This is a genomic window from Clostridium fessum (assembly GCF_027698965.1).
In the GTDB taxonomy this organism is placed as follows: domain Bacteria; phylum Bacillota; class Clostridia; order Lachnospirales; family Lachnospiraceae; genus Otoolea; species Otoolea fessa.
The window spans coordinates 162,062-183,514 of sequence record NZ_JAQEQF010000003.1 but is presented as its reverse complement, the minus strand read 5'-3'; the positions used below and the strand labels follow the sequence as shown (position 1 = coordinate 183,514).

The 21,453-nt window shown below is 51.4% G+C and carries 18 protein-coding genes; 3 read left to right on the top strand and 15 right to left on the bottom strand.

Going from position 1 to position 21,453, the window contains the following annotated elements:
• Positions 1-628: 628 nt before the first annotated feature.
• Complete coding sequence (locus PG862_RS05360) at positions 629-1,738, top strand: ribonuclease H-like domain-containing protein (RefSeq protein ID WP_118523527.1); 1,110 nt, start codon at positions 629-631, stop codon at positions 1,736-1,738.
• 1 nt (position 1,739) lies between these two features.
• Here the strand turns inward: PG862_RS05360 and PG862_RS05355 are convergent, their stop codons facing one another.
• Positions 1,740-2,360 carry a DUF5662 family protein gene (locus PG862_RS05355; RefSeq protein ID WP_243099712.1) on the bottom strand — a complete coding sequence of 207 codons (621 nt, stop codon included), beginning with the start codon at positions 2,358-2,360 and terminating at the stop codon, positions 1,740-1,742.
• A 289-nt stretch (positions 2,361-2,649) separates the two neighbouring features.
• Between PG862_RS05355 and PG862_RS05350 the strand changes: the two genes are divergently transcribed.
• Complete coding sequence (locus tag PG862_RS05350; RefSeq protein WP_022359797.1) at positions 2,650-2,850, top strand: cold-shock protein; 201 nt, start codon at positions 2,650-2,652, stop codon at positions 2,848-2,850.
• Between the two features lie 234 nt (positions 2,851-3,084).
• Here the strand turns inward: PG862_RS05350 and hslO are convergent, their stop codons facing one another.
• Both hslO and PG862_RS05340 read right to left on the bottom strand, forming a co-directional pair.
• Positions 3,085-4,005 carry an Hsp33 family molecular chaperone HslO gene (hslO, locus tag PG862_RS05345; RefSeq protein ID WP_333489824.1) on the bottom strand — a complete coding sequence of 307 codons (921 nt, stop codon included), beginning with the start codon at positions 4,003-4,005 and terminating at the stop codon, positions 3,085-3,087.
• Complete coding sequence (locus tag PG862_RS05340; protein WP_118749540.1) at positions 4,006-4,761, bottom strand: class I SAM-dependent DNA methyltransferase; 756 nt, start codon at positions 4,759-4,761, stop codon at positions 4,006-4,008.
• A 286-nt stretch (positions 4,762-5,047) separates the two neighbouring features.
• Between PG862_RS05340 and PG862_RS05335 the strand changes: the two genes are divergently transcribed.
• Positions 5,048-5,752, top strand: coding sequence for a hypothetical protein (locus PG862_RS05335; protein ID WP_107000168.1), 705 nt, complete (start codon positions 5,048-5,050; stop codon positions 5,750-5,752).
• A gap of 96 nt (positions 5,753-5,848) precedes the next feature.
• On the opposite strand, the gene PG862_RS05330 is transcribed toward PG862_RS05335, so the two are convergent.
• The 12 genes from PG862_RS05330 to PG862_RS05275 form a co-directional block, all read right to left on the bottom strand.
• A complete protein-coding gene (locus PG862_RS05330) occupies positions 5,849-7,678 on the bottom strand; it encodes an ABC transporter ATP-binding protein (RefSeq protein ID WP_270706755.1) in 1,830 nt (609 codons plus the stop codon).
• A 12-nt stretch (positions 7,679-7,690) separates the two neighbouring features.
• Positions 7,691-8,488: an ABC transporter permease gene (locus PG862_RS05325; RefSeq protein WP_107000170.1), complete on the bottom strand. Its 798-nt coding sequence runs from the start codon at positions 8,486-8,488 to the stop codon at positions 7,691-7,693.
• A gap of 11 nt (positions 8,489-8,499) precedes the next feature.
• Entirely contained in the window at positions 8,500-9,450 is a 951-nt protein-coding gene (locus PG862_RS05320) for an ABC transporter permease (RefSeq protein WP_022359791.1), read from the bottom strand.
• Positions 9,451-9,587: 137 nt separating this feature from the next.
• Positions 9,588-11,162, bottom strand: coding sequence for an ABC transporter substrate-binding protein (locus tag PG862_RS05315; RefSeq protein WP_117796409.1), 1,575 nt, complete (start codon positions 11,160-11,162; stop codon positions 9,588-9,590).
• 110 nt (positions 11,163-11,272) lie between these two features.
• Positions 11,273-12,130, bottom strand: a complete 858-nt coding sequence (locus PG862_RS05310) for a glycerophosphodiester phosphodiesterase family protein (protein ID WP_270706753.1) — start codon at positions 12,128-12,130, stop codon at positions 11,273-11,275.
• A 50-nt stretch (positions 12,131-12,180) separates the two neighbouring features.
• Positions 12,181-14,982 carry an SMC family ATPase gene (locus PG862_RS05305; RefSeq protein ID WP_270706751.1) on the bottom strand — a complete coding sequence of 934 codons (2,802 nt, stop codon included), beginning with the start codon at positions 14,980-14,982 and terminating at the stop codon, positions 12,181-12,183.
• Positions 14,979-16,163 carry an exonuclease SbcCD subunit D gene (locus tag PG862_RS05300; protein ID WP_270706750.1) on the bottom strand — a complete coding sequence of 395 codons (1,185 nt, stop codon included), beginning with the start codon at positions 16,161-16,163 and terminating at the stop codon, positions 14,979-14,981. The genes PG862_RS05305 and PG862_RS05300 overlap by 4 nt, the downstream gene beginning before the upstream one ends.
• Before the next feature lie 186 nt (positions 16,164-16,349).
• Positions 16,350-16,676 carry a cupin domain-containing protein gene (locus PG862_RS05295; RefSeq protein ID WP_107000176.1) on the bottom strand — a complete coding sequence of 109 codons (327 nt, stop codon included), beginning with the start codon at positions 16,674-16,676 and terminating at the stop codon, positions 16,350-16,352.
• A 139-nt stretch (positions 16,677-16,815) separates the two neighbouring features.
• Complete coding sequence (locus tag PG862_RS05290) at positions 16,816-18,792, bottom strand: RsiV family protein (RefSeq protein ID WP_270706749.1); 1,977 nt, start codon at positions 18,790-18,792, stop codon at positions 16,816-16,818.
• Positions 18,793-19,023: 231 nt separating this feature from the next.
• The gene (cdd, locus tag PG862_RS05285) at positions 19,024-19,446 is read right to left on the bottom strand and encodes a cytidine deaminase (RefSeq protein WP_118293287.1); all 423 of its coding nucleotides are present in this window, start codon (positions 19,444-19,446) and stop codon (positions 19,024-19,026) included.
• Positions 19,439-20,221, bottom strand: a complete 783-nt coding sequence (gene udp / locus PG862_RS05280; RefSeq protein ID WP_118472069.1) for a uridine phosphorylase — start codon at positions 20,219-20,221, stop codon at positions 19,439-19,441. Before udp ends, cdd begins: the two co-directional genes overlap by 8 nt.
• Positions 20,222-20,264: 43 nt before the next feature.
• Positions 20,265-21,452: a phosphopentomutase gene (locus PG862_RS05275; RefSeq protein ID WP_270706748.1), complete on the bottom strand. Its 1,188-nt coding sequence runs from the start codon at positions 21,450-21,452 to the stop codon at positions 20,265-20,267.
• Position 21,453 lies beyond the last annotated feature (1 nt).

Genomic DNA, 21,453 nt, shown 5'->3' with positions numbered 1-21,453 from the left:
TATTGTAGCTGTCACTATACAAAAAGTCAAACATATATAAAAAGAGAGCCGCTTTTCCCCCACAGAAAGCAGCTCTCCGGTCACGTTCACAACCGTTACATTAAATAGTTTGATTGCTGTATGTAAATATACCACTCTTTTCCATTTTTGTCAACGTCGCTTTTGTCATTTTGCACAATAAATCATTTTCTTTTTTCGACAAGAAAAAGCAATTTTCACAGTTCTTTTTTACAAATCTTTCCGCTTTCAGTCTTTGAAAACTCCTTTAGCAAGGCAAATTTGCGCGGGATCTCATAATCTGCCAGTCTTTCCGCCAAAAATTCCCAAATTGCCATATTGGTACAACCACATATCCCGCTGTCACTTCCGACATTTTCTAGTATATCGGAATTTCAAAAGATTGCCAAACTTGTACCACTGAAGGTTTACAAATTGTTTTTCTTTTTACTCAACTGCCAGAACGGATATTTCACGATACCGGGTGTGTTATTGTTTTATCATTTTAAACGGTTGCTTTTCACTTCCGATGAATTTATAATAACGCCATAGGTTACAGTCTGAAACCAATCCCCGACGCAATGCGGATCTGGGGCGGACATTATAAACCGACACAGGAGGATACTGCCAAATGATCACCATTCAAAATCCGCTGACCTTTACTTCCTCTTATCCGCCCAAACGGTTAGGAGCTATCTCCGATCTGCTCTTTTTCGATATCGAGACAACCGGCTTTTCCGGCGACTACGCCTCGGTCTATCTGATCGGCTGCGTCTGGCACGACGGAAACACCTGGATTCTGACCCAGTATTTTGCCGAGACGAGGGATGCGGAGGAAGAGGTTCTCGACGCTTTTTTTGCACTTCTCCGGACAAAGCGCATCCTCGTCCATTTCAACGGCGACGGGTTTGACATTCCATTTCTGACGAAACGCTGTGTTTTTTATAAAAAGGACTGGAATTTTGAAGCGGTTGAAAGTTTTGATATTTATAAGAAAATACGCCCATTAAAGAAATTGCTGGGACTTGAAAATCTGAAACAGAAAAGCATCGAGCGGTTCCTCGGCATTGCCCGCGAAGATAAGTACAACGGCGGTCAGCTCATCGAGGTTTACGGTGAATATTTACAGACGCACTCTGAGCTGCTGAAACACCTTCTGATTCTCCATAACGAGGATGACTTAAAGGGAATGCCGCAGATTCTGCCGATTCTCGCCTACCCGGACTTTCTGACCGGCGATTTTTCTTTCAAAGGTTCAGAAAGCCGTGATATCCCATATGCGGACGGAAACTCAGAAAAGCACCTGCTGCTTCACTATGAAAGCCCCGTCTCTCTGACAAGTGGATTCCAGTTTTCTATCGGTGAGCTGGAGCTGTCGGCGGAAGGAAACCGCCTGACGCTCGACCTCCCATTATATTCCGGGGAACTGAAACGATTTTACAGCGATTATGAGAATTATTACTATATGATCTACGAGGACTGCGCCATCCACAAAAGTGTCGGTCAGTATGTGGATCGCTCCGCCCGCAAGAAGGCAACCGCCAAAACGTGCTACACCCGCGCAGCCGGGCTGTTTGTGCCGCAGCCGCTTCTTGCAGATGGCACTCCGATGTGGCATGAATGCCTGAAAGCAGACTATAAGAGTAAGCAGCTGTTTGTGCCGTATTCAGAACAGCTTTTCACAGATCCAGAGACGGCAGTGCTGTACTTACATAATTATCTGAGAGAATTGTCCTTATAAATTACAGCACCCGTCCACGCTCTCTTATCTCCCGGATCACGTGTCCCATCCGTTTTCTCCGGACTGCCTGTTCTTTCGCCCTCTCCCGCGCAAGCAGCGCCCGGATGAACGCAAAGGTTCTCTCCTCGCCCTGCTCTTTCAGCATCGTGAGGAGATATTCCAGCTGGTACTTTGTCCTCGGGTGCATCACGACAAAATCTCTGCCTCTTTCAAAGTATTCCCACGCACACGCATCCGTATAATCTTTTCCCTTATAAACCTTCGACGCGGCAATCCGGTCCATTACCATCTCGATCAGATAGCGAAGGGGCATTTTATTGCCGACAAGCCCCCAGGACTTGTCCGGTGCAAAATCGATCCAGTATTCGAAATGATGTTTGTTGCGTCCCTTGTGGTGCAGCCATGCCGCCGAATAGCCCTTTTCTTCTTTTTCCGCTGCATTTGGGCTGCGGTTTCCCTGATAATATTTAACGCCGGTCACAAATTCCTCCCAGGAATACTTGGAGAGGTCGTGCAGAAGTCCCTGGCGGTACAGCCCTACCGCAAAGCAGTTTTTCATGACCTCGCATTTATGTTTCGTGATCGTCAAAAAATGATGATACGCATTGTAAATATAATTCATTTTCCTACCTCTTTCCCCTTTTCTTTCCTCCTATTTTACCCCCCGTATTCTGGTTTGACAACCCCACTTTCTTTCGCGGCTTTCTGGAAAATACCCGTTACTGGGACACATGTGTGTACAGTAACAAATGCCCTTATTTTCCACAAAAATTTAACTATTTTTAAATGTCTGAATTTCCAGAAATTTTATGCGAAAACGTTTGACATCAATATGAAACTATGCTATTCTTGGAACAGGTCGTAAATCCATGCGGCCATCACTATTTTTTATATTTTTTTGGAGGTATCATATGAACAGAGGTACTGTAAAGTGGTTCAACAACCAGAAAGGTTACGGATTTATCTGCGACGAGCAGGGCAACGATGTATTCGTTCACTACTCCGGACTGAACATGGAAGGCTTCAAGTCTCTTGAGGAAGGCGCTCAGGTAGAGTTCGAAGTTGTTAACGGTGCTAAGGGACCGCAGGCTACTAACGTAACCAAGCTTTAATCATCAACTTTCCAGTGTACCTGTTTTCCAAATATGTTTGATATATATTTTGCGAATACGTTATATTGATCTAAGTAAAGTGATTATAAAAAGGGATACTGCTTCGGCAGTATCCCTTTTTTCGTCACTGCTCACACATGTGTGAACAGTGACCTTTTTTTCTGTCCTGCCATGCGGAACATATCCAAATATCCTTTTTCCGCACAGCAGCCATATCTATTATCTCATTTCTTTTTACTTCTTAGCTTTCTCGTACAATTTTTTCAGCTCATCCACACTAAATTCATAGTGCTTGTTGCAGAACTGGCAGTTGACTTCGATGCTCTTGCCCTCGTCGATCATCTCCTGCAGCTCCTTGCCGCCGATGCTGATCAGCGCCTTTTCTACACGGCTCTTGGTGCAGTTGCAGGTAAACTGAATCGGCATCTTATCCAGAATCTCCAGACCAAATTGTCCTAAAATCAGCTCCAGAATATCCTCCGGGGTCATTCCCTTATTTAACATCGTCGTCACCGGCTCCAACTCACCGATCGTCTTTTCAAGTGCCGCGATCGTCGCCTCCTCTGCTCCCGGAAGAAGCTGGATGATAAATCCGCCTGCCTGGCGCACCGTATTTTCTTTATTCATCAGAACGCCCAGTGCCACGGAGGACGGAGTCTGCTCGGAGGTCGCATAGTAATAAGTCAGATCTTCCGCAATCTCACCCGTTACCAGGATCGTCTGTCCCACATACGGCTCTTTCAAACCGATATCCTGGATTACGCTCAAGACGCCGACTCCCAGCGCACCGCCCACATCCAGCTTGCCCTTCGCATTCGGCGGCAGCATTACCTCCGGGTGGAACGCGTAGCCCTTGACATTGCCGTTCTTATCAGCTGTCACCGTCAGACCGCCGATCGGACCATCGCCCTCGACCCGGATGGTTAAAAGATCACTGTCCGCTTTCATCATCGATCCCATCATGACCCCTGCCGTCATCAGGCGTCCCAGCGCTGCGGTCGCCACCGGGCTGGTATTGTGCGCCTGTCTGGCTTTCTCCACCAGATCACGGGAAGTCGCCGCAAATGCGCGGATCTGACCATTCGCCGCCGTCGCACGGAGCATATAATCTCCGGTCTGTCCCGTTATTTCACCTGCTTTTATCTTTTCCATCATTTATACCTCTTTTCCATGTTCTCTCGCAACCACATAGATTCGGTCGCTCTCTTTTCGCGGCGCATTCTTCGTAAATGCGTCATACGCCGCCACAAATTCCATGCCCGCCTCTGTGAGCGCCTTTTTTATCTCGTCCAACGACCACGCGCGCTCAAAATGCGTCTCCTGATAGCGGCGGTATAAGTCATCCTCCTCGCGGATAAAGAGCGTCAGATCGTAGGAGTTAATTTTCTCCTCTTCATCATACTCATTTTCCCAGATGAAGCTCCCCTCGTCGCGCACCTCCGCGATCGTCTCACTTCCCATTGCCTGAAACTTTGCCTCCGTGTTCAGGTCGAAAATGAACATTCCCTTCGGATCCAGATAATTGTTGACCAGCGAAAATACGTGCGCCAGATCGTCATAATCCAGAATATAATTCAGCGAATCGCAGATACTCACGACCGCCCGGACCGTCCCGTACAATTCAAATTCACGCATATCCTGCAATAAATACAAAATTGGCAGCCCGGATTCTGCCCGTTTTTCGATTGCTTCCTGCAGCATATCCTCCGAGACATCCACGCCGATCATATCATAGCCTTCCTTTGCCAGAAGCTCCGTCAGCGTGCCGGTTCCACATCCCAGATCCAAAACCAGACCGTCGTCGATCCCATATTCCTTTAAAAGAGAAGTCAGGTACCCGCACCAGTCCTCATAGGGAATATTATCCATAAACATATCATATACTTCCGCAAAACTCGTGTAAGCGTCCATTTAGCCTCTCCTTCTATATTGCCAATGCAAAAATGACTGCCATGCACCGAAAGCTTTCCCCTACTGCACAATCTCCTTCCGATGCCAGCACTCCCATCATAGCAATTTTTCGCCCTGTTTGCAAGAATAATTGAAAAAGCACGCGCAGATGACCAGGAATGGAGTAATTGTTTACAGGTAGGCACTTTTGGAACCGAACGTGCCGTAAGAAAACGTGGTGGCAACAGGATTTTGTCGTATACACTAACTCTTGACGTTCCACGCAGAACTGACTATACTAGAGCGTATGAAAAATTTGACTGAAAAACAAAAACATTCCCCCATCAAAAGCCGCCGTTTTTACCGCCGGCAGATGTGGCTTCCGGCGCTGGTGCTGATCGCGTCCATCCTGCTCCTGTGGCAGAATGCCGGGGAAAATTCACACTCCCCGCGGCCGATAAACAGCCAGTGCAAGTTTGAAGATTTTTATAACCCGGCTCAGCCCTATGTCTCGGTGAACGCTCCTTCCTTATATTATACAGGGTGCGCTGCCTACGATGGAAAGAAAGAGACCGGATATTATTATTACTCTCTGGAAAATGGAACCTGCCATTTCTATCTGCTCGATCCGTCTTCCGGCTATCCAGAGCCGCCCGAACGCAAAGCACTTTCATTAAACGGGCGTTTGATCCGCCTGAACGAGGATACCTATGAATCTCTTCTCCAGACGATGGCGGACAGTCTCTCCTGGACGGTAAGCTCCCTGCGGAACATGACTTCTCCTTATATCATATCCGCTCTGCCGTATCCCGCCCTGACGCATGAGGTATTTCATCTATTAGCCGGATGTGCGTTTCTGATCGCCCTGGTGGATCTGATCTGGCTTTTTTACCATTCACTCCGGCACCGCCGGGAGCCGCTGCAGCTTTCCGGTGAGGCACAGCAGGGGCAGCAGGATTCTTCCAGTGAGCAGCCGCGCACTTTGATTTCCCACCGCAGGAAAAAACATTGACAGACGATTCGAGCCATGCCGCTTTCCCTGGCATAGGCCGAACCGTCTGTCTTTTTTCGGCTGCTATTTCGTTTTTCTCTATTTCAGCTTATCAGATTATGCTTCTATCTGAATACACCGCGCCCAGTGTGTCCTTGAAAGTTGTACTGCCTCCGGTGACAGCGGCACATGGGCACACGCCTCTCTTCTCTTCGGACAGCGCTCATAAAAGATACACTTCTCCCCACTGCCCTCTATCTTCTTTGGTGCATTCTGGACGAACCGCTCTTTTTCCTGATTTTCCAAAAGGTTCTCTTTCGTCTGTCCCCGCTCTGGTTTTTCCATCCGGCTGTCTCTCTCCGGCTCCGCACTCTGCTTTCCTGCCTCCGCATCCAGTTCCATTGTATCCCCGCCGATCGCCGCTTCCAGCAGAAGTTTCGTGTACGGGTGCGCCGGATGCTCATAGATCTCTTCTGCCAGACCTTCTTCCACAATCACACCCCTGTAAATGACCATGACACGGCTGCAGAGCCCGCGCACGACGTTCAGATCGTGGGAAATAAAGAGGATGGTCATCTGCTTTTCGGCGTGCAGCTTCAAAAGCAGGTTCAAAATCTGGGACTGGACCGTCACATCAAGCGCCGAAACAGGCTCATCCGCGATCACCAGGCGCGGATCCATGAGAAGGGCCACGCCGATGCTGATGCGCTGTTTCTGACCGCCAGAAAGCTCTCTCGGATGGCGCGCCGCAAAGGACTCGTCCAGTCCGACATTTTCAAGCATTTCCTTCACTAGCTGCCTGCGCTCTGTGCGGTCCCTGATGCCGCGCAGGCGCAGCGGTTCTTCCAGAATCCATCCGATCGTCCGCGCCGGGTTGAGCGATCCCGCCGGATCCTGAAATACCATCTGCGGACGGACGCCGTCACGCACCTTCACCTCACCCGTATAATTGTCGTGAAGTCCCAGGATCGTCTTGCTGAGCGTCGATTTGCCGCAGCCGCTCTCGCCCACGATCCCCACAATCTCTCCCTCTCTTGCCGACAGGTTCAGATCGTGAATTACGTGTTTTTTTTCTTTTTTGCGGAACAGACCGCCACGCACATCGTAAAATACGTTCAAATCCGTCAGGCGCAGGATCTCCCCGCCGGAGCTTTCCCCTTTTTCTCCCTCCGGAATCGACGCCACCAGATGGCGCGTATATTCATGCTTCGGATGCAGAAGGACGTCTTCCGTCTGCCCTTCTTCCACGATCTCGCCCTTATAAACCACGATCACACGGCTGCAGAGCGCACGCACAACATTCAGATCATGGGAAATAAAGAGAATCGACGTTCCCTTGGTCCGGTGGATATTCCGCAGAAGCTCCAGGATCTGTGCCTGAACGACACAGTCTAACGCTGTCGTCGGCTCATCCGCAATCAGAAGACTCGGGGAATTGATCATCGCCTGCGCGATCATCACACGCTGGCGCATGCCGCCGGAAAGCTCATGCGGGTATTTACCGCACAGCCCCTCCGGGTCCGGCAGACCGACTTCTGAGAGTGCCTGCACCACCCGTTCATGGATCTCAGCATTTCCGAGTTTCGTATGGATCCGCAGGCTTTCCCCGACCTGCCGTTCGATTTTCAATACCGGATTTAAGGAGGTCATCGGCTCCTGAAAGACCATCGCCATTTTGCTGCCGCATAGCTGTCTTCGCTTTTCCGGTTTCATGGTCACCAGATCTTCTCCCTGAAAACAGAGCGATCCGGAGGCAATCTCGGCGTCCTTCGGAAGCAGCCCCATCAGTGCAAGCGCACTCATGGATTTTCCTGACCCTGACTCGCCGACTACTCCGACGATCTCGCCTTTTCCGATCGAAAAGCTGATGCCCTTGACTGCCTCAAAGGTCGAATTTCCTTCTGGAAAACGGATCGACAGATTTTTTATCTCAACCAATGGTTCCATCTTTTCGCCTCCTTACTGCTGCATCGAGCGCAGCCCCTCGCTCACCATGCTGAATCCCAGAATAATCAGGATGATCGTCACGCCCGGTCCGATCGCGTACCACGGCGCATTGAACAGGTACGACTGCGCTTCGTAAAGCATTCTCCCGAGACTCGGCTCCGGCGGCTGGATTCCCAGTCCCAGATAACTCATACTCGCCTCCGCCAGCACCGCATTGTTAAATCCGATCGCCGCCGCCGTCAAAAGGCTGACCGCCGCATTCGGCAGAATATGGGCGAAAATAATCCGGATATGCCCTGCGCCAAGGATCCGCGCACTCTTGACAAAATCCAGTTCCCGGCACCGGATCACCTCACTGCGGACGATCCGGGCAAAACTCGGGATAAAAAGGATTCCCAGCGCCAGAATGATGTTGTAGCTTCCCGGCTTCGTCAGGCTGATGAAGATAAGCGCCAGAAGAATGCTCGGAAACGATAAAAGGATATCATTGAAACGCATGATCAGGTTATCGAAAAAGCCGCCGAAATAGCCGGTCAGCGCACCGACGATCGTGCCAAACACACACCCGATCAGAACCGTGCAGACTGCCACAAAAAAGGTGCTGCCGCTTCCCGCCATCACACGGCTCAAAATATCGCGCCCGAAGTTATCCGTTCCCAGCGGGTGTGCTGCACACGGCGCCAGATTGACTGCCATGGAGTCCATCGTCGTCGTCCCATACGGCGTCCAGAACTGTCCGATCAGGGCAACTGCCAGAAAGAACAGCGTGATCGCGCCCCCTATCATCAGATTATAATTCTTTCGTTTCATTCGTCTTCCCTCTATTCTTCCGCCGTCCGGACTCTCGGATCCAAAACCTGATAAATCATATCAACCGCAAAATTGATAAGTACGACCACCGATGTGATATACAGCACGATCGCCTGCACAACCGGATAATCGCGGTTGGAGATCGAGCTGATCAGAAGTCTTCCGATTCCCGGCACGCTGAACACCTGCTCCGCCACGATGCTGCCGGCAAGGATCTCCGCGATTACCATCGCAAAGAACGTCACAACCGGAATCATCGCATTTTTCAGCACATGCCCGTACAATACCGCCGTTTCCGTATTGCCGCGGCTGTAGGCAGTCCGCACGTATTCCCGGTTCATCTCGGTCAGAATCGAGCTTCGCAGGAATTTCACCACCATCGCAATCTTCGGCAGCGCCACCGCGAGCGCCGGAAATAAAAGGTACTGTGCAGACTTTCCGAAATTTTCCGACGGTTCAATAAATTTACCCGGCTGGAACATATGAAGAATCAGTCCAAACACGTAGGTCAGGATCATGCCGAGAAAGAATGACGGCACCGCCATCAGAATCTGCGTCAGGCAGTTCGTCAGCGTATCGACCCATTTCCCGGCAAACCGGGCACTCAGGATTCCGAGCGGAACTGAAATCACCGTGATGATGAGCAGGGAAATGACTGCCAGAAGCACCGTGACCGGAAGCCGCTGTGCCAGAAGGGAGCGGACTGAGGTTCCCTCATACCGGTAGGACTCCCCGAAATCCCCCTGCATCGCATCGGTCACCCATCTTCCATACCGCTCCAGAAGTGGATCGTTTAATCCCATCTCATCCCGCGCCCGCTCTAACTGCTCTTCCGTCGCGTCCTTTCCCAGCCTGGAAAGTGCCGCATCGCCCGGAATCACAGAAAAAGCGGTAAACGTCAGGAAGGATATGACCAACAATGTGATAATGAGAGTTATCAGTTTTTTTATAAAGAATTTCATAATTCCCTCCTGCGTTTACCGCTTCTTATTCTGTTGTTATTTCCTGGTTACTGTTCACGGGCAGGCACTTTTGGAACCGAAAGTGCCGTAAGAAAACGTGGTAGCAACAGGAATTTGCTGGATTGTAACTGTATATTTTACTGCTCTACCTGATATAACAGGGACATATCCTCTGCTGCCGTCGGGTAGAAGGTGTAGCCGCCAAACTTCTTGCTGACTGCTACGAGGTTCGCCGGATCTTCGATGTAAACGGCTGCCGCATCCTCCGCCAGGATCATCTGCGCCTTCTTGTAGTTTTCTACTTTTACATCGTCATCAACGGTTGTGTATGCTGTATTAAATACATCGTCGTACTCAGTGTTGGAGTAATGCATGAAGTTCTTCGCATCGTCTGTCACATATTTCTTGAGCCAGTCGCTTGGTGCCAGCGTTCCGTCAAAACCGATGACGGTCGCCTGGAAGTTGCCTCCCTTGTATACATCCTGCAGCCAGGTGCTCCACTCAACCTGATTTAAGGTCACGTTGATGCCGACCTGAGACAGCTCATCCGCGATGATCTGCGCGCTGTCTACGTGCTGGCTGTATGAGCTCGGAACGGTGATTTCCAGATCAAAGCCATCTGCATATCCGGCATCTGCCAGAAGCTCTTTTGCCTTCTCCGGATCGTAGCTGTATACGGTCTCTGCTTCCGGCTCATAGTATTTCGACATTGCCGGAATCATATGGGAGCCGATGATGTGGCTCTTTCCGCCGAAAATAAAGTTGTTGATCGCATCGCGGTCTACCGCATAGCAGAGTGCCTGACGCACCTCTGTCTTGGAAAGCGGCTCGTAAGCGCTGTTTAAGTACATCGCATGGACGAGGTTCATGCTTCCCTGTACGATGTTGTAATCTTCATCGCCCAGCGTCTCCGCCTGTGCGGCGGTTAAATATTTCAGAATGTCGATGGTGCCTGCCTGCAGCTCTACAAATGCGGTGTCCACATCGGCAATAAATTTAAATTCCACGCTGTCCAGGCTCGGAACGCCCTCCTGCCAGTAGCCATCATATTTTTCCAGCTCCAGGTTCTGTCCCGGTGTGTAGGAAACATATTTGAATGGGCCGGTACCGATCGGATTGCCTGCCGGGTCCTCGTTGGACTGCGGAATGATGGCAATCGTCATCATCGGAAGAAACTCTGAATAACTTTCTTTCAGGTTTACAACCAGTGTCTTGTCATCCTGCACCTCTACACTATCTACAAGCGAAGAAAAAGCGGAGGATTCGCCCTGAATCTCCGCATAACGATCGATGGAATATTTGACATCTTCGATGGTAACCGGTGTGCCGTCATGGAATGTGATGCCATCTCTCAATGTGAAAGTATAAGTCTTTGCATCATCGGAAATGGTATAATCGCTGGCAACAGCCGGAATAAATCCGCCATCGGAAGTAGGCTTTACAAGCCCTTCGTACAAATTGAAAACCACGTCTCTAGTTCCTGCGTCCGTATCTACATGGGGGTCAAGACTAGCCAGATCCTGCGTCATGCCATACACAACGCTGCCGCCTGGTACTGGTGTTCCTTCTGAAAGAGTATTACTGGTTTCTGCTTCGCTGGACTCGCCAGCTGCTTCTGAGGTGCCTTCTGCTGTCTTGCTGCCTCCGCATGCACAGAGTGAAGCAGATAACAAAAGTGCCATTACGCCTGAAAGAAGCTGTTTCTTTTTCATATCTTTGTCCTCTCGAATTCGTAATAATCTCTCATTATTAAATTGTCCTAGCCATTATAGCAGATTTTCATAGAAAATCAACTTTTCCAGCATAATTTAGGACTTTCTCACTATCTTTTAGGATGTTTTTTGTTAAAATTCACGAATTGATCCGGCTCGAAGCTGTCAAAAATAAAAACATCAAACTGTTTCCGGTGCCGGTTTAATTCACCCTGGTTTTTGATCGTCCACGCCGCCATCTTACATTTGTAGAAATAGCGCAGCATTTCCACCGGAAGCGTGTTGCTGAACTGGCAGTTGTACGCAATGAAATCCGGTCTGCAAAATCCGTTCAGCATACAGTATGTAAGCATCTCCCGCACAATGACCGGCGTTTTCAATCCCTCGCCGCGGTGATTGGTCGCAAGCTGTCCGCGCAAAACATTCGGACGATGGCGCTTAAACCAGCCGAGTGCCAGCGGACTGAACGATTCGATGCAGTACTCACCCGGATAACGATCTAAAAGCGCCGCGCACTTCTCGCACAGCTCCCGGTGGACAATCTCCGCTTTCAGCTCGATGATAAGCGGTGTGCGTCCATCCGCCAGCTCAAGCACTGCCTCAAAGGCCGGTATCGTCTGGGATGAACCAAACAAACGATAGCTTTGCAGCTCTTCAAAGGTACAGTCGCGTATCTTCCGGTCAACGCCCGCCGCCCGCTTCAGATCCCAGTCGTGAAATACGACCGGAACCCCGTCTTTTGTCAGCTGTACATCCAGCTCGATCCCATATCCCATCTGGATCGCGCGCTCAAACGCCGGGAGCGAATTTTCCGGACATTCACTCCGGTTGTCATGAAATCCCCGGTGGGCGATGTATTGCCGCTCAAATGCCTGCATTCTCGTCTTTCGCCCCGTCTCCGGCAGCATACTGCAGTAGAACAGAGATAAGAGCGATAACGTCACCATCCCTGGAATTACGATTGTCATATGTAAATAGCCTCTTTTCTTTCGTCACACAACGGCTCTGCGCCGTCATACTAATCTTCTATCTCCCAATGCACCTGGCTTCCGCCATTTCCTTTTTTTACCACCAGCTTGTGTCCCATCTCCTCTTTCAGTTCCGTCACATGGGAAATGATGCCGATCAGGCGTTTTCCTCCGGACAGTTCCTGCAGCACCTGAACCGCCCGCGTCCGTGATTCCTCATCCAGGGAACCAAACCCCTCATCAATGAACATCGCATCCACCTTCACGCTGCCTGCCGCATTCTGGATGACATCCGCCATGCCGAGCGCCATCGCAAGCGCCGCCAGAAAGGATTCTCCACCGGACAGTGTTTTGACGTCCCGGACCCGGTCAGTCACAAAGCTGTAGACATCCAGGTCAAGTCCCACTTCTCCCTGTTTTCCCAGATCAGCCAGACCGCGGCATTGAAGTTCAAAGGTTCCTTTCGTCATCCGGCGCAGGCGGCGGTTAGCTGCCTGTATCATCTGGCGGAAATACTGGCGCTGTACATACGTCTGGAAATCGATCCGCGCCGCGCCGCTCAGTTTTCCGTCCGCCGTCTGGTAAAGCTCGCTGATCTGCTGTTTTTCCCGGTCAAGCTGCTCCCGTTCCTGCAGATACACCCGAAGTGCCGCATATGCATCCTCGTTGCGCGTCCGCACCGACACATGTTCCCGGTGAAGCCGCGACCAGCGCTTTTTTTCCTCTTCCCAATGCCGGATCGCCTGCTGGATTTTTTCTTCCGGATCTGTTTCCGAATCTGCTTCCATATGCTCCCGGAGCGAAGATAAGCTTCCCTCCAGCTCCCGACATTTTTCCCGGCACTCCTGTGCTTTCTTATCAGCCGCTGTCACCGCCTCTGCAAGTGTTTCCAGCTCCCGGCTGCGCTTCTCAAGCTCCACCCGGAGTGTCCGGCTGTCTTTCCACTCCAGCCGCTTCGAGAGTTCCTCCAGCTCATTACGTCTCGTCTGGCTCTCGATCGCCGCCTGCTGCACCTCACTTCTTTTAAGCTCCAGCGCAGCTTCCAGCTTCTTCTGTCCGGCTCCGTTCGCCTCCCGTTTCTGCCGAATCGTTTCTTCCATGGCAATCCGGTCAGTATAAGTGGTTTCCGCCTGCCTGCATCGCCGGATTTCCTGTGCCATCTGCCGTAGCTCCTTCTCCAGAGCATCCACATCCGGCTGGACTGCCGGGCTGTCCTGATTTTGACCGTACAGTTTTCCCTGGATCTCTATCCGCCGTCTGCTCTCATGTTCCAGCGAGATCTGCGCCTCCTGGCACGCCTCAGCGGCTGTCCTCTGCTTCTGATCGGCATCATCCCGCCCGGCACGCAGCGCTTCTACCTGTTCCTCCCGGATCGGCTCTGTCTCCAGACGGCAGGGAGCCGGGTGTTCCAGCGAGCCGCAGACCGGGCACGGTTTTCCTTCTTGCAGCTCTGCCGCCAGAAGTCCCGCCTGCATCGCCAGAAAGCGGCAGGACGCGTCCTGATACAACTGATCTGACTGCTGGTACGCCCGCGCGGCTGCCTGAAATTTTTCCTGGCGTTTTTCCAGTGACTTCCTCCATGTCCGCTCCGCTTCACAGCATTTCCCTAACTCCTGCAAAACCGCCTGGCGCCGTTCCATCTGCTCCCGCCGTCCCCGGCATTCTGCCAGGGCAGCGCGCGCCTCTACCGCCTCCCGCTCCTGGTTTCGAAGTATTTCTTCCTGTGTACGGCACGTTTCCAGCTGATTCTGCATTTTTTTCAGGTTTTGGGTCAGAGCCGTCCGCTGATGTTCCAAAGTTTCATATGCCTGCCGTTTTTTCTCCTGCTCCGCATAGAGCGGAAGCGCATCCTGCATCCGCCGGATCTGATCCTCCAGCTCCGGTTTCCGGCTCTCATAGGCTGCGGCAGCTTCCCGGCGCCTAGCCTCCATCTCCCGTCCAAATGCTTCCAAACGGCTCTTTTCTTCCAGTACCCGTTTTTCCTTTTTCACAAGCTCCAGATGGTTCTGTCCGGCGGCAAGCTTCTGGATTGCATTCTCTTCCAGTCTCCCCGCCTCTTCCTCGATCCTCCGGCTTTCCTCCGACAACTGATGCAGAAATGCAAGCAGTTCCGCTCCATTTGTCCGGTACCGCTCTTTCAAAGACTGCCATCTTTCTTCCCACTCCGAAGCTACCGCCTCCTCCGTCCTGGGAACCGTCACCTGCCGGATGACTTCCTCGCACCGGGTCTTGTTATCCTCCAGCCTTCCATACAGCGTCCGATCTGCCTCCCGCAGCTTCTGCTGGATTCTACCGTAGATCCCGGTATGGAAAATGCGCGAAAATATCTCTTTTCTTTCTTTGGAGGATGCATGGAGCAGACGGATGTATTCGCCCTGCGCGATCATCGCGATCTGCGAAAACTGATCGCGGTCCACGCCCACGATCGCCCGGATCTTCTCATCGATCTCACGGATCCGGCCGGACATCTCACTTCCATCCGGCAAAAGCAGAGACGCTTTCGGCGCCACACTCGTCGCCGTGTATGCGCCGTCCTTATTTTTCCGCTTGCTGAGGCGCGTGTATGCCGGACTGCGGCGGATCGTATAATCCTGCCCCTTATCCTCAAACGTCAGTTCCACCCAGGTCTCCGCGTCCTCCGGTGCATACTGGCTGCGAAGCATCGCGCCCTCTCTCCCGGCGCCGCTCGCCGCCCCGTAGAGCGCAAACGAGATCGCGTCAAAGATTGTCGTTTTGCCTGCCCCCGTATCGCCCGTGATCAGGAACAATCCCGTCCCTGCCCGTTCGAAATCAATCTGCGTCACGCCCCCATAAGAGCCAAACGCCGACATTGTAAGCAGCTTCGGTTTCATACGCGTTCCTCCTCCTCTGCCTCTTCCACCATGCGCGCCAGAATCGTCTCCTGTTCCTCTGTCATCGGGCAGTGGCGCACCGCCTCATAAAAAGAGGCAAATGCCTGAAACGGCGTCACCGCCCCTGTTTCCTCCGGTTCTTCCTCCAGTCGTTTCCGCGTCCTCTCATTGTCCACCCGGATCTCCAAAATATGCGCAAATAACTCCTCCAGGCGTTCCCGGAAATCGTACATTTCTTTTTCGTCCGTCAGGACCACGCTCACATACGCGTCCGCGCGTCCGCTTCCATCCGGCATCTTTTCCATCGTATCTGAAAGCAGCTTGAGTTCTTCCAGTGTCCCCCGCACGCGCTTTACATCGGGATGACAGAGAATCGGCAGACGGCGGATCTGAGGCTCACTTCCTTTTTCTCCCAGTTCCACCACCGTGATCCCCTTCTGATGATGTTCTTCACTGATCGAATATTTGTACGGCGTCCCACAATAGCAAAACCGCTCCTGCCCTACCTTCTGTGCCCCGTGGATATGCCCTAACGCCGCATATTCAAAGGGTTCCAGCACCGACGCATCGATCGCATCCAATCCTCCGGAGGTCAGCACCGCCGTCTCCGAATCGCAGGCTTCCGGATTCTGACCGTTCCAGACAAAAAACTGGTGCGCCAGAACCACATTGCGCTCCTGCTTCCGGATCGTCTCCCGCGCCAGGAGTTTCTGGAATGCATCGGTATAACCATTGGTGTCAAACAAATGGCGCACATGACCCGGACGGATAAACGGTACCAGATAAAAATGAACCGGTCCCCACTCATCTGTAAGTGTGACCTGCTTTAAATACTCCGTCCGATCTGCCGGCGGCAGCGCCGCGATATGGATCCGGTGGCGTGCCAGAAACGATGCGCCATACGCCAGCCGCTCCGGTGAATCGTGATTTCCCGCAATGATCAGGATCTCCGTCCCCGGACAGCGCCCGGATAGCTCGGTCAGAAACCAGTCAAAAAGCGTATACGCTTCCCCCGCCGGGACCGATTTATCATAAATATCCCCGCATATCAGAATCGCATCCGGCTTCTCTTCCTCCGCATATTTAAGTATCTGCAAAAACGCATTCTTCTGGCTCTCGCGCAGGCTATAGCCATTTAACATTTTCCCGATATGCAGATCAGAAAGATGAAATAGTTTCACGCAGGCACACCTCCTTTTTCTTTCTTTGAGCCACTGTTTTTTTGATTTCCAATTTTTTCCGCTTAAACATATAGACATTTTCCGGACATATATGGCAAAAAGCGCCGACACATCGAACCACTTCCCGTGCCAGCGCCTTTTTTGGTTACTGTGAACCGTTACCTTTTTCTGTTTTGTTCTTCACTCTTAATCCAGCTGGATCAATGCCATAAAGACCAGATCTTCATCTCCGGTATTGGCAATGCCATGACCACAGCCATCCGGCGTGAAGGTCTTATCGCCGACGGTAACCGGACGTTTCGTTCCATTGTCATCGTACTCGCCCTGTCCCTTGATGATATAATACGTCTCGCTCTCGCCGTGGTGCTCATGATAGCCCAGGGAACATCCCGGTGCGATCGTTACCTCGGCAAACATCTTACATTTTGCATTTAACTCATTGTCATCCAGAATGTATTTTACAACTACCTGTCCTTTGCCGCCGTTCGCATTTTCCTTAACAACTGTCTTCATGCTGCTTCCTCCTCATCCTGTGCCATTCTTTCAGATTCGTTCGACACTATTTTTCTATGGAGTATTATAAGCGATTTTTTCCTCAACTTCAAGCTCTCTACTTAAGGGCAATCCGCATTTGTTGCAGTTCAGAAAATTCCTACTTGCTAAGTTCAATCCGCATTTCTAACTCGCTGTACGGAATTGTTACCTCCGGGAATCCTTCCGCATACGATGCAATCTCATACGGCGCATAATAGAAAACCACGCCCGTCTCGCTCAGATAAAACGGCGATTCGTAGCTGATGCCGTCTGCCACCGTATGTTCCAGATCCTCCGGTGATTCAAAGGCAAAATTTGTCTTTTCCGCCAGCTCCCGGAATGCCGCACCAACCTTCGCCTGCAGCTCCTCCACCGGATTCTCAACCACATCGCTCAAAGACAGGCGTGCCCCCGTTTCCCGGTCAAAGACAAAATACTGGCGGAACGGCGTTCCGTGTGCGCCGCCCGTATATTCGTATCCATCCGCACGGACGCAGACATAATGATCATCCAGATACGTAATCGCGTCATCTCCGTCGATCGTAAGCGCCATCGAATAGATCGGCTGCGCTGCATCCGCCTCCTGCGGAAGTACCTCTTCCTCCGATCCGTCCGTTTCCGCTGTATCGATGCTCATCTCCGTATCAAGATTCATGGAATCCGTCCGCGCCGCCGACAGAACCGACGCCTGCAGCTCCTGCATCGTCTGGTTCATCGCCTCGACCGCATCGCCCTCTCCGTCAAATACCAGCCGTTCTGCGTACACACTTCCCAGCTCCCGGCTTCCATCTGCACTCTTTAACGTCTCCGACTGCGCCTCGACATGCCCCAGCTCCCGGATCGGAGACTGGAACAGAACCGGCTCTAACAACGTCACTTCCCCGCCTGCCGCATCATCCAGCGTTTTTTCGCCCAGATAAACGCCGTAATCCTTAAACTGCTGGCAGTATGCCTGATTTCCCGTCACATAAAAATTACCATACATAGAAAAATCATTCGTCATGCCCGGCTCTTCCTCGACCGTAAAAAGCGCATTCTGCGCCTCGGCGGCATTTGCCGCTGCATCTGCCTTAGCATCCGCCGCAATCCGCTTAAACGAATACTTTCCCGTGCTGATCTGGGACGCCTGATTTTCCATCAGGTACAAATATCCGCCCTGATACTGCACCAGGCTGATATTTTCCGCCGTCTCATATAAAAGCGTCCGTTTCTCCGGGTCAGAGACCTCATAGCGGTAACACTGCGTATTTCCATTGCCATCCCGAAGCAGGGCAAAAAATGCGTCCTTCGCAAACAGCACCGACGATGTATTCGTAATATCCGAAATCTCCCTCGGATGGCTGCCGTCCACATCCGCAATCACCAGGCAGGTTTCATTCTGCACCGGCATATACCCAAACTGTTCCGTATAATATGGAAGAATCCCATTAAACAGCTCGCTGCAGCCTGCCGGAATCTCCCCGTAGATCGTGTCTGACGGTGACAACTCTCCCGCTGTTTTGCCATTCTCATCGAGCGTATAAATGACATTCATGTTGTAACCCTTGACATACAGGCGGTTCTTTGACGCATAGAGCACCGACGGCTGATCCGTCAGATCCGCTAAATGCTCTTCCACACCGCTCTCCAAATCCAGCCGGTACAGCCCATAAAGCTCCGTGCCCTGTGTGCTGCCACTCTCCGCCTGTATCCGATCAAAATACAGCCCGCCTCCGTAGACCCAGAAGGTGCTGTTTTCCTCTCCCGTGTCAAACTGGCAGAGCGTCTTCATCTCGCCTGTCTCCTTCGAAAGGGAACGGATCTCCGTGCGGTATTTGAGGTACAGCATGCCATTCTCCTCCAGCACCCGATCCGCCGCTCCGAGCGCCGTGCTGACCGCGCCCTCCGTTTCCTCTGCCGCCTGTGTCTGCGCTGTTGTCTCAGCCGCCGGTGATTTTTTGCACGCTGACAGGGCTGCCGAAGCAGCAATCAAAAACATCGAAGCCGCCAGCACTGCCCTATACCCTGTCTTTTTCTGAACCTTTTTTCTCTGGTTCTGCTCTGTTCTTCCCTGATTCTGTTTCATTTCTTCCCGTTTCCACTCTTTCTGAGCCATCCGTCCAAACTCCCCACACTTTTTCTATTTTTCATCGGACCTGCGTCCGCTTTTTCTTCTGAATACAGGCGGAAATGGTGAATCCATCCCCGCCTGTCATACAGTGTACCCTGTTTTTTTTGCAATGTCAAAAGGTGTTCCAATATATTAAGTTATATTAATGAAACTGTAAGATTACAGTGCGCGGGTCTTTGACACCTGCATACCAGCTTTATGAGGCAATCGGCATTCCTACTGCAAATTATCCGGTCCGAATCCCATCGGTAGAAGCTCCGCCAGTGTATAGACCTTATATTCCTTCACCGAACGTGCCAGAATGATCTGAAACGCATCCTCATGGCAGAATTCCTTCATCACCTGACGACACACGCCACAGGGCGCACACCAGTCAAATTCCGAAGCTCCTTCCGGGCCTCCCACAACTGCAATCGCTGTGAAGCTGCGTTCACCCTCACTGACTGCCTTAAAAAAGGCAGTGCGTTCCGCGCAGTTTGTCGGTGTATAGGCCGCATTTTCAATATTGCAGCCACGGTAAATCCCGCCTTTTTCAGTCAGCAGAGCCGCCCCCACCTGAAAATGAGAATAGGGTGTATAGGCCATTTTCCGTGCTGCGAATGCTTCCTCGATGAGTGTTTCTATCCTCTCATTATTCATTCTTCGCATCCTCCTGAATCAAGATACGGATGGCTTCCACCGCTGTCCGGATCGCTGCCTCTGTATCATGGGCCTGTTCATTGGACAGGCCTTTTTTCGCCCGCTCCTGATTAGCCAGAACCAGGAAGCAGGCACCTACACGCACCCGAAGGAAGCTGCCTGCGATAAACAGTGCTGCTGACTCCATCTCCGATGCCAGGCATCCCATCCGAAGCCACGCCTGCCACTTATTTTCAAGCTCGTAGCTGACCGGCATCACCTCCGGCTCATGCTGTCCAAAGAAGGAATCCTTCGACTGTACAACGCCCGCATGACAGCGGAACTTCAGCTTCTTCGCTGCACGGATCATGGCATTCATAACATCCACATGGGGAACAGCCGGGTACTCAATGGGAGCGTACTCTCTGCTGGTTCCTTCCATGCGGATAGCTCCGCTTGCAACTACGATATCTCCGCCCAGTACATCCTCCTGCATACCGCCACAGGTGCCTACACGCAGAAAAGTATGGGCTCCGCACTTGGATAACTCCTCGATAGCAATAGCCGCTGACGGACCACCGATGCCGGTTGACGTCACACTGACTTTTACCCCATCGATGGTTCCCGTATATGTGGTATATTCACGATTATCCGCAACTAACACAGGATTCTCAAAATGTTCTGCTATCTTCTTGCATCGCTTGGGGTCCCCCGGCATGATGACATATCCGCCGATATCCTCCGGACCGATTCCTGTGTGGTACTGTTTTCCCGTTCCTTCTGTATAATCAACCATATAATCGCCGCCTTTCTGTTTTTAACTTCAAGTCCAATGTCATTTATTTTATCTGATCCAGCATAGAAGTTCCGATGGTTCCCTCCGGCATTCTGACACCGAAATTGTCCGCAATAGTCGCACCGATGACAGCAAAGGTGTCACTGGTATCAAGCTTCCCACTTTCCGTATCCGATGGTGAATACGCAATAAACGGGACCTGCTCTCTCGTATGATCCGTTCCCTTGTAGGTTGGATCATTTCCATGATCCGCCGTCAGAATCAGCAGATCGTCCTCACGGAGCAGCGGCAGAAGCTCGCCCAGCTTTTTATCAAATTTCTCGATCTCTTCCCCATATCCTACCGGATTTCTGCGATGCCCCCACAACGCGTCAAAATCCACCAGATTGGTAAAGCAAAGTCCCTTGAAATCCCGCTTTGCGATATCGATGGTCTGCTGCATGCCATGTACACTGCTGTTGGAATGATTGCTTTCTGTTATCCCTTCTCCCACAAAGATATCGTTAATCTTTCCAACGGAAATCACATCATATCCGGCATCCTTCAGTGCATTCAGCGCCGTCGGTCCTGTGGGTTTCAAAGCATAATCATGGCGGTTGCTTGTCCGCTTAAATTCACCGCGTTTTTTACCCACATAGGGTCTTGCGATAACACGGCCAACTCTCCACTCATCCCGCATAGTCAGTTCTCTGGCAATCTCGCAGTAATGATACAAGGTCTCAAGTCCCATGGTTTCCTCATTGCCACAGATCTGAAGCACAGAATCCGCTGATGTATAGACAATCAGCTTTCCTTCATTCACTTCCTGCTCGCCCAGTTCCTCCAGAATCTCCGTTCCGCTGGCTGCCTTATTGCCGATTATCTTTCTGCCGCAGCGCTTTTCCAATTCGTCAATCAGTTCCTTTGGAAAGCCATGTTCTGTAAATGTGATAAATGGCTTATCTGTCCGAATGCCCATCATCTCCCAATGACCGGTCATGGTATCCTTACCATTGCTCGCCTCATTCATCGCCATGAAATATCCTTCCGGATGTTCTGCCGGCTTAACCTGCTTAAGGGCCTTGAGATTGGCAAGTCCCAATCTCTGCAGATTCGGAATATCCAGATGTTCCACTGTTTCTGAGATGTGCCCCAGCGTATCCGCACCGGCATCATCAAATCTGGCTGAATCCGCCATGGACCCGATTCCAAGGGAATCAAGTACAATTACAAACACTCGCTTAAAACGCATA